Origin of the sequence: Porphyromonas sp. oral taxon 279 str. F0450 (genome assembly GCF_000292995.1) — a bacterium.
Taxonomy (GTDB): Bacteria; Bacteroidota; Bacteroidia; order Bacteroidales; family Porphyromonadaceae; genus Porphyromonas; species Porphyromonas pasteri.
The window spans coordinates 1-9690 of record NZ_ALKJ01000050.1 but is presented as its reverse complement, the minus strand read 5'-3'; the positions used below and the strand labels follow the sequence as shown (position 1 = coordinate 9690).

7 protein-coding genes, 2 tRNA genes and 1 rRNA gene are annotated in these 9690 nt (G+C 57.8%); 5 read left to right on the top strand and 5 right to left on the bottom strand.

Translation table 11 applies throughout. The annotated features are described in order from the left end of the window. The 5 genes from HMPREF1323_RS08830 to truA form a co-directional block, all read left to right on the top strand. A 16S ribosomal RNA gene (locus tag HMPREF1323_RS08830) occupies positions 1–1052 on the top strand; the annotation flags it as partial. Positions 1053–1189: 137 nt separating this feature from the next. Beyond that, positions 1190–1263: transfer RNA gene (locus HMPREF1323_RS08825), tRNA-Ile, on the top strand. A 17-nt stretch (positions 1264–1280) separates the two neighbouring features. Then, a tRNA-Ala gene (locus HMPREF1323_RS08820) sits at positions 1281–1354 on the top strand. 187 nt (positions 1355–1541) lie between these two features. Further along, entirely contained in the window at positions 1542–3896 is a 2355-nt protein-coding gene (gene topA, locus HMPREF1323_RS08815) for a type I DNA topoisomerase (protein WP_009433810.1), read from the top strand. Between the two features lie 7 nt (positions 3897–3903). After that, positions 3904–4665, top strand: coding sequence for a tRNA pseudouridine(38-40) synthase TruA (gene truA, locus HMPREF1323_RS08810; RefSeq protein WP_009433811.1), 762 nt, complete (start codon positions 3904–3906; stop codon positions 4663–4665). A gap of 93 nt (positions 4666–4758) precedes the next feature. Here truA and HMPREF1323_RS08805 read toward each other — a convergent pair whose 3' ends face one another. The 5 genes from HMPREF1323_RS08805 to HMPREF1323_RS08785 all read right to left on the bottom strand — a co-directional run. Next, positions 4759–5553, bottom strand: coding sequence for a transporter substrate-binding domain-containing protein (locus HMPREF1323_RS08805; RefSeq protein ID WP_009433809.1), 795 nt, complete (start codon positions 5551–5553; stop codon positions 4759–4761). Positions 5554–5562: 9 nt separating this feature from the next. Further along, positions 5563–7638, bottom strand: a complete 2076-nt coding sequence (locus HMPREF1323_RS08800; protein WP_009433813.1) for a putative porin — start codon at positions 7636–7638, stop codon at positions 5563–5565. A gap of 44 nt (positions 7639–7682) precedes the next feature. Next, on the bottom strand, positions 7683–8708 hold the full coding sequence (locus HMPREF1323_RS08795; RefSeq protein WP_009433808.1) for a cation diffusion facilitator family transporter: 1026 nt from the start codon (positions 8706–8708) through the stop codon (positions 7683–7685). A 269-nt stretch (positions 8709–8977) separates the two neighbouring features. Beyond that, entirely contained in the window at positions 8978–9448 is a 471-nt protein-coding gene (locus HMPREF1323_RS09360) for a transposase (protein WP_083845397.1), read from the bottom strand. A gap of 26 nt (positions 9449–9474) precedes the next feature. After that, positions 9475–9690 (bottom strand): transposase (locus tag HMPREF1323_RS08785; RefSeq protein ID WP_198004385.1); only part of this gene is annotated, 216 nt, incomplete at its 5' end.

Genomic DNA, 9690 nt, shown 5'->3' with positions numbered 1-9690 from the left:
CTGCATGTACCGTATGAATAAGCATCGGCTAACTCCGTGCCAGCAGCCGCGGTAATACGGAGGATGCGAGCGTTATCCGGATTTATTGGGTTTAAAGGGTGCGTAGGCGGCCTGTTAAGTCAGCGGTGAAATCTAGGAGCTTAACTCCTAAATTGCCATTGATACTGGCGGGCTTGAGTGTAGATGAGGTAGGCGGAATGCGTGGTGTAGCGGTGGAATGCATAGATATCACGCAGAACTCCGATTGCGAAGGCAGCTTACTAAGGTACAACTGACGCTGAAGCACGAAAGCGTGGGTATCAAACAGGATTAGATACCCTGGTAGTCCACGCAGTAAACGATGATAACTGGGCGTATGCGATATACAGTATGCTCCTAAGCGAAAGCGTTAAGTTATCCACCTGGGGAGTACGCCGGCAACGGTGAAACTCAAAGGAATTGACGGGGGCCCGCACAAGCGGAGGAACATGTGGTTTAATTCGATGATACGCGAGGAACCTTACCCGGGATTGAAATGTAGATGACCGCTCCTGAAAGGGAGTTTTCCTTCGGGACATCTATGTAGGTGCTGCATGGTTGTCGTCAGCTCGTGCCGTGAGGTGTCGGCTTAAGTGCCATAACGAGCGCAACCCCTGTCTACGGTTGCCATCAGGTAATGCTGGGAACTCCGTAGAGACTGCCGTCGTAAGGCGTGAGGAAGGTGGGGATGACGTCAAATCAGCACGGCCCTTACATCCGGGGCGACACACGTGTTACAATGGTAAGGACAAAGGGCAGCTACCTGGCGACAGGATGCGAATCTCTAAACCTTATCACAGTTCGGATCGGAGTCTGCAACTCGACTCCGTGAAGCTGGATTCGCTAGTAATCGCGCATCAGCCATGGCGCGGTGAATACGTTCCCGGGCCTTGTACACACCGCCCGTCAAGCCATGGGAGTCTGGAGTACCTAAAGTCCGTAACCGCAAGGGTCGGCCTAGGGTAATACAGGTGACTGGGGCTAAGTCGTAACAAGGTAGCCGTACCGGAAGGTGCGGCTGGAACACCTCCTTTCTGGAGTTCTGAAAATGGGCTTTAGTATAGTTAGTGTAGTATGTACGTAAGAGATGAGTTAGGTGGTTTTTCTGAATGTGTGTACTCGCTTCTGCTGTCGATATCTTTTCTTCTCACCTTATTATAGTCCTAAAGACAGTCCTATAGCTCAGTTGGTTAGAGCGCTACACTGATAATGTAGAGGTCGGCAGTTCAAATCTGCCTGGGACTACTTTAAGTGACTTACCTGGGGGATTAGCTCAGCTGGCTAGAGCACCTGCCTTGCACGCAGGGGGTCAACGGTTCGAATCCGTTATTCTCCACTTTTTCAAGATGATCGGCTTGCCTCATACGAGGTGAGCCGATCTTTTTTGTATCCAGCCCCCTCTTGTCCTCTATATCTGCTCTTTAGAGTGCGCTGAGTATGCAGGGGTGGGGGCTTTTTGCTACCTTTGCACCGGGCGTGCCTGCCCGTAACCATTATAATAGAAGAGATAGGGTAATCCGTAGATGAATTTAGTTATAGTAGAGTCTCCGAAGAAGGCCGAGCTGATCTCTGGCTTTCTCAAAAAACATCAACTGAACGACTATAAGGTCATGGCCAGTGCGGGCCATGTGCGTGACCTCAAGCAGCATTCCTTCAGCGTGAATGTAGAGGATCACTTCCGCCCCGAGTACGTCATCACCGAGGACAAGAAGAGCCTCGTGCGCGAACTCAAAGCCGCAGCAAAGAAAGCCGACCTCGTCTACCTCGCTTCCGATGAAGACCGCGAAGGAGAAGCCATCGCTTGGCATCTGAGCGAAGCCCTTGAACTCAAGCCAGAGAAGACCCGCCGTATCGTCTGCCACGAGATCACTGCCGAAGCCTTCCTCCACGCCCTGGAGCACCCACGTGAGGTGAACATGAATCTTGTCGATGCGCAGCAGGCACGCCGCGTCCTCGACCGTATTGTGGGCTTCGAGCTCTCTCCCGTACTGTGGAAGCGCATCCGTCCCTCCCTCTCGGCAGGGCGTGTGCAGAGCGTAGCCGTCAGACTCATCGTCGACCGTGAGCGTGAGATCACAGCCTTCGTACCCCAATCTTCTTACCGCCTACAGGCGACCTTCGTCCTCCCCTCGGGTGAGCGTCTCTTGACAGAGCTCAATCATCGCTTCGCGACCGAAGCCGAGGCTGAGGCCCTTATGACACGCTGTGCTACGGCTGACTTCTCTATCGGTGCGATCACGCGCCGTGCTGCTCGCCGCTCGCCAGCCGCACCCTTCACCACATCTACGCTGCAGCAGGAGGCCGCACACAAGCTCGGCTACTCCGTCTCGCAGACGATGCGCCTCGCGCAGTCCCTCTACGAATCGGGGCATATCACCTATATGCGTACCGACTCGGTCAACCTCTCTTCGCAAGCCCTCGGCGCTATCGCTCGTCAGATCGAGAAGCACCCCGGGAAGGAATACCACCAGCCCCGCCGCTTCCAGACTAAGAGCAAGGGTGCGCAGGAGGCTCACGAAGCTATTCGTCCCACCTATATCGACCGCGAGCGTGTCGGTGGTACGCCTCAGGAGCAGCGTCTCTATGACTTGATCCGCAAGCGTACCCTTGCCTCGCAGATGGCTGACGCAGAGATCGAGCGCACGACCGTATCAATCCCCGTCTCTGGTACAGACTATGCCTTCACCGCACAGGGTGAAGTGATCACCTTCCGAGGCTTCCTCGATGTCTATATGGAGTCGACGGGTGAGGAAGGCAATGCAGAGGTGACGAAGCTCCTCCCCGCAGTCAAGGAGCGTGAAGCTCTTTCGCTCGAAGCCCTCACGGGGGAAGAGCGCTTCACACAGCGCCCTGCCCGCTACACGGAGGCTTCGATGGTGAGCAAGATGGAAGAGCTCGGCATCGGTCGCCCTTCGACCTATGCTCCCACGATCCAGACGATCCAGAATCGTGGCTATGTAGAGCGTGCTGACCGCGAAGGCCAGCGCCGCAACTATACCGTACTGACCCTCAAGGATGGCGCCGTCAAGCGTGCTGTCAAGAGCGAAGTCTACGGTGCTGACAAGGGGAAGCTCCTGCCTACCGATGTGGGTATCGTCGTCAATGACTTCCTCGTCGATCAGTTCCCCAATATCGTGGACTACAACTTCACGGCACGCGTCGAGGAAGAGTTCGATACGATCGCCGAAGGGAAGACCTCTTGGTCAGGCGCTATAGGCGACTTCTACCAGCGCTTCCACCCCGAGGTAGAGCGTGCCACGCATGAGCGTCCTACTCAGCGTGTCGGCCAGCGCATCCTCGGTGTACAGCCCTCGACAGGGCTGCAGGTATCGGTCAGCATCGGCCGCTACGGCCCCATGGCACAGCTGGGTACGGCAGAGGATGCCGAGAAGCCCCGCTTTGCTTCGCTGCAGAAGGGGCAGTCGCTTGAGACGATTACCCTCGAAGAAGCCCTTGCGCTCTTTGACCTACCGAAGAATATCGGTGAGTATGAGGGTGAGGTAATGACGGTCGCAGTGGGTCGCTTCGGCCCCTATGTTCGCCACGCAGGGAAGTTCTACAGTCTGCCTAAGGACACCGATCCCCTCTCCTGCACCGCAGAGCAAGCTATTGAGATCATCCGTGAGAAGCGTGAGAGCGAGGAGAAGAGCCTCCTGAAGTCCTTCGCTGAAGATGCCGACCTCTCGATCCGCACGGGGCGCTTCGGCCCGTACCTCAAGTACAAGACCGACAACTACAAGCTCCCCAAGGATGTCGATCCCACGTCGATGAGCTACGATGACTGCATGAAGCTCATCGCTGAGACGCCTGCGAAGACGGCTCGTAAGGGCGCAGCTCGCAAGTCCTCTTCTCCCCGAACAAAGAAGTCGAAGAGCTAAGCCGTAGATGCGCTACTTCATCTCTCTGAGCTACGACGGCACGAACTACAGCGGCTGGCAGACCCAGCCCGATGCTCCGACCGTCCAAGAGACTATCGAGAAGGCGCTGACGCTCGTCTCGCGCTCTCCCGAGCCTATCGCTATCGTCGGTGCTGGGCGTACGGATGCTGGTGTCCATGCCCGTGGTATGGTCGCTCACGTCGACCTACCGATGGACCTCGAGGCAGCACGTGAGCTGATCTTCCGCACTGACCGCTATCTCCCCCACGACATCGCCCTGCATAGCATCCGTCCCGTGACGGACGAGGCACATGCACGCTTCAGCGCTACCTCCCGCACGTACCGCTACTATGTGACGCTGCGCAAGGATCCCTTCCAGGAGTCTCGTATGCTGCGCCTGCACTTCCCGCTGGACTTCGAGCGCATGAATGTAGCTGCTGCCGAGCTCCTGCACTTCACGGACTTCACGAGCTTCAGCAAGCTCCATACCGACGTCAAGACGAATAACTGCCGTGTCACTGAGGCTTACTGGCGCCCAGGTGCGGAGCCTGGTCAGTGGATCTTCACGATCACGGCCGACCGCTTCCTGCGCAATATGGTGCGTGCCGTCGTCGGGACGCTCTTCCAAGTCGGTAAGGGACGCCTGTCTGTCGAGGACTTCGCTGCCGTCGTCGAAGCCAAGGACCGCGGTCGTGCTGGCTCGTCAGCTCCAGGACACGCCCTCTATCTTGAGGCTGTCGGCTATCCCGAAGAGCTGTATCTGGACTAAGCTCCTCCCACATATCTCTAATAAATAGCGCAGGCTCCTTCGCCACTATGGGCGGTGGAGCCTGCGCTATTTATGTATAAGGGGAAGGGGTATTTACTGCCCGACGCCCCAAGCGATGAGGCTATCGCGAAGTGCGGGCGAATTGCGGCGCATAAGCCAAGCTGTGCGTACGGAGTAGCTCAGCGGGAGACTGCAGTCCAGTGCGGGGAAGAGACGAGCGAAGCGCTCCGCTTCCTCAGAGGTGCAGGCGGTATAGTTGATCTTCCCCGAGGCGACCTGCATGGCGAGCTGCTCGGCAGCGTAGAGCGTGTCGACCTGGATGCTCAGGCTGTCGCCGATCTCTTCGCCGAGGTGCTCGATGAAGAGCGAGAGGGGTGAGGCCTTCGGTAGGGTGATGGAGTGCCCAGCGAGCTCTACCTGACGGCTGATGTGGTGTGCGCTGTCTGCACGGCGCTGCACGAGGTAGATAGGTCCAGAGGTCTTCTCCGCGAAGAGCATATAGCGGGTGGTATCTACTGCCGAGGTATGCGTGATGGGGTGGGCAACGAGGTCTGCTGTGCCGGTGCTGAGATGGCGAAGGGCTTCGTCCCAGCGGTTCTCCAAGATGACCTCGACACGTAATCCGCTCTTCTTCTCCAGCTGCTTGGCAAGCTCGTAGATAGCGCCCGAGAGCTGTCCGCCCTGCACTTCTCCACCACTGCCGTAGCCTGCGAGGAGGCGAAGCGTGCCCTCCTTGCGTATCTCGGGGTAGTCGCGCTCGACGAATGGGAGCGAGGCCGCCTCTTTGCTTGTCTTGACCTGACGGCGCAGGTAGAGGAGCATAGCGATGGCGAGGAGGAGCAGGAAGGCATATACCCAGAGGCGGGTATTCGTGCGGAGCTTAGCCATAGGGGAGGGTTAGTTGTTGAGGTCGACGACGACACCTGCCGAGAGGTGCATCGGGTTGTAGGGGTACTTGTACATCGAGAGGCGCTCGTTGGTCATGAAGGCCTCACCCACATTGTACATCTGGAGGAAGAAGCGTGCGCGCTTCAGGCGGAAGTTCGCATAGGCGATGAGCAGCGGAGCCTGTCCGCCGACATTGCCTTCCGTCTGGAGGGCGAACTGCTGGTCGGTGGGCATATAGTAGGGCGCGTGATAGGCGGAGTGCCAATAGCCCTTGACGCCGAGGTCGACACGCAGGACCTTCGCTAAGAGGAAGCGCAGATACACGTCAGCCGCTGCCGTGAGCGAAGGTAAGGGGAGAACAGAGGGGGCAGAGGACTGCTGGTAGGCGGCCTCGAGATCCCAGTTGATCGGGCCGAAGGAGCCTGCCTGTCGAGCACGCAGCGCCAGGATCTGGATGAGGTCGGAGTGCTGCTGTGTCTCGCCCTTGCTATCGAAGTAGATATAGTTCTGCAGGCTTGCCGTACGAGCTTCGAAGCTCGTCCCCCAGGAGGAGAGGTGCACGCGACCACCGAGCTCAGCACGGCGGGTGAAGCTCAGCGACTTGTCCCACCAGCCGTAGGTGCCGTGGTGATGTGCGGCGAAGTAAGAGGGGCGAGCATTGTCGACATAGGCATCGGCCTCGAGGGCAAAGCGCTTCTGGAAGAGGCTGAAGGCGGTACGGATATCCCCCTCGAGCTTGAAGGCGCCGAGGTCCGAGCCGAGGACACCCAGCTCCCCACGGGCGGAGAAGTTCAGCCCTGTGCCTTCGCGACGCTCGATGAGCCCACCGATGAAGGTCGAGCTAAGTGCCGTGCGGGTGTAGCGCTCTGTGGCGAGGTCGGGGAGCGATGCCCAGCGGTTCTCCTGACGGAGGTAGGCTGAGAGGCCGAACTTCACCCAGGGGCGGAAGCCCTCCATCAGCGAGAGGGCGACGGTATTCTGCAGGGTGACGAGCTGTGCGGTGTCGTTGGGGAGGGTATAGGTCGTCGTGGTGCCGTCAGAGCTGGTGCGGGTATGGGTCACGGTAGGCGTGCCGAAGACCGTGCCCCACTGGTCGCTCTCGGTGTGGGAGAAGAAGCGACGGCTCTGCTTGTTGTAGTAGGTCGTCAGCGAGATACCGCCCACGGGTACGAAGTACGTGGAGTCGAGGCTCTGGAGGGCTTCGGAGCCCTCCTGCCCCTCTATGGGCAGGGGCTGCTTGCGCTTGACGGTGCGGTAGGAGCCGAGGCGGTAGGACTGCGCGAGGTAGGCGTGACCAGAGCGGATGCGGTTCGTCAGCTCACCGGTACTGATGAGTACGGGTACGTCGCGCGAACTGATCTTGGTACGGCTATTCGTGTAGCGCTCGGGGTTGTAGATGTAGTCGGCATTGGTGATCCCACCATTCTCCTCCTGCTTGTAGTAGTCGTTGGCGATGTAGCCGAAGAGCTCGTAGCGGTCGCCACGATAGGAGGTGAAGACGCGGTAGCGAGCATCCTTGCTACGCCCCTGCGTGTAGAAGCCACTGGCATAGGTGTAGTCGAAGCTCGCCCCGACATTCAGCTCCTTGCCGAGGTTCGCCCCGAAGTCCGCCGTGATGACGTCCTCACTCTCGTTGCTCTTGAAGTTCTTGTGATAGCGCACGTAGGTGAAGGGCGTCTTCGTGTCGTAGTAGCGTACCGCATCGGGCGTGTAGAGCATGCGGTAGTAGCCGTCGGTATAGAAGAAGTCGCCGACACGGCGGGGGCGATCGAAGAAGAGCTTTGCCTGCCACTGGCTATTCGTATTCCCTAGATAGGAGACCCCGAGAGAGCGGAACTCCGGCGAGATGTACTCGAAGGTGTAGTGCGTCAGGGTGTCGGGCATCTCGACGCGTACGGCACGCGCCACATCGGGTGTGATCTTATAGGCCTTGAGCTTGTCGCCACGGACCATCTTGATCTCGTCGGGCACCTCGACGACCTCACGTACCTGATAGGGGTCGTAGGGTCGCACGGGCTCTTGGGCGAATAGCGTGGCGGAGCTGAGGCCGAGGAGGCCAAGGAGCAGGAGGCTTCTTATCTTCATTAAGTAGAATGAGGCTGGGGAAATATACGGACGATGAGGGGGAATTAGCACTGCTCCATACCGCAGCTGCATCCCCGTGGGTCAAGCTCGATAGTCATATGGTCGAGCTGGTAGCGGCGAGCGACCTGGCGCACTGACTCCTTGAGGGCAGCGAGAGCCTCTGGGCTCGTGGCGTCTGCACAGTCATAGACGATGTGCAGGGAGGCGATATGCTGCTCGCCATTGAGCGTCCAGATATGTAGGTCGTGCAGGTCGAGCACCCCAGGTAGGGCACGGACTTCATCTGAGAAGGCCTCTTGGTCTACGCCTTCGGGCACCCCCTGCAGGAGGATAAGGAAGTTGTCGCGCAGGGCGAAGTAGACATTGTAGAGGATCCAAGCGGTGATGCCGAGGGAGAGCAGGGGGTCGAGGATCTTGAAGGAGGGGAAGAAGTACATCACGATACTCACCACGAGTACCGCTACCCATCCGAGGACGTCCTCCATCAGGTGCAGGCGCATGGAGCGCTCGTTGAGCGATGTGCTGCCACTCATTCTCCAGGCAGCGAAGCCATTGATCAGGAGACCGAAGACTGCGAGGACGAGCATAGCACCCGCACGAGGTGGATCGGTCGGTGTGATGAGGCGCTCGATGGACTCCTTGATGACGAAGACCGAGCCCACTAAGAGGATCGTAGAGATGAGGAGGGAGCCGAGGAGGGAGAAGCGCTTGTAGCCGTAGCTGAAGTGGCTATCGCGGCCCTTCTTCGAGAGGCGCTCGAGGTACCATGCCACACCGAGCGAGCAGGAGTCCCCGAGGTCGTGGAGCGAGTCGGAGAGGATCGCTACACTACCCGTGTAGAGCCCCCCGAAGAGCTCGATGATGGAGAAAAAGAGATTCAGCAGGAAGGCAATGAGGATATTCCCCTCCGCATGATGATGGTGGTGATGATGGTGATGCCCATGGCCGTGACTGTGTCCGTGGCTATGGGAATGACCGTGGTCGTGACCATGAGCGCTGTGGTCGTGGTCGTGACTATGTTCGTGAGCACACACGTCTCCGTGCTCATGCTCGTGCTCGTGGGGCTTCATAGGAGTTGTTTACGATACGTTAATTGAAGTGGCTTACTTCTTGACACAAAAGTACAACTATTCCCCCTCTTTCCCCTGTGCACACCCTACAAAGGACGCACTTCCACGCTGGTGTTATCCTCTTGAGACCATTGCGCAAGCCCACCTCCTTACAGCTTCCACCCTCTAGCCTCGAAAATCGGAGTCTTCAGGCTGAAAAGTGGGATGCCTGTCTCTCCCCCTTGCCCCCTCTCGGGAGGATAACCCTCCCGAGAGGGGGCTTTTCTGGGCTATTTGGTGCTTTGGAACACAAGAAGCCCAGGTATACGCTTCAGATTGTATGCCATAGCTTCCAAGATATTCTGTGTATGTGTGCGCTCAAGCCCTCGGTAGCGACATCGCCCTCCTGAAAACCACCTTCGGATACTCCCAAAGGTACGCTCTATCAAACAGCGCATTTTGCTGATGGCGTTATTCAGTTCACGTTGTCGCTCCGTGAGCTTCATCCCCTTCTGTGCCTTGAGCATAATCCCATCAATCAAGCCGCGCTCAAGGAGATAAGCCGAGTTTCTCTTGCTACAATAACCTTTATCGGCAAGGACACTAACGCCCTGCTCAAGCTCAGCCTTCTCTATCAGCTCGGGTAATACCACCGTATCGGCACAATTGGCTGGCGTGGTAATTCTGCTCTCCGCCAACCCTTGCCCATCGGTCAGCACGTGCTTCTTGTATCCGTAGCGATAGTGCCTGCCTTTGCGCACCCCGCGAGCTTCCGTATCTCAGCTCCTTAAGGAGCTTGTTCATAATCCCTAAGCGTTGTTAGCTTAGCGCGAAAGCGACAGATGGTGCTGTGGTCTGGTGCTGGAAGGCCCATACCCAAGAGGAGGAATTCGCTCAAGAGGATGGAGTCGTTGATCCGTTCTTCGACTTTGTCATCACTCAGGCCATGCCATGTCTGAAGCAGTAGGATCTTGAACATCATCAAGGCATCATAGGCTGGATT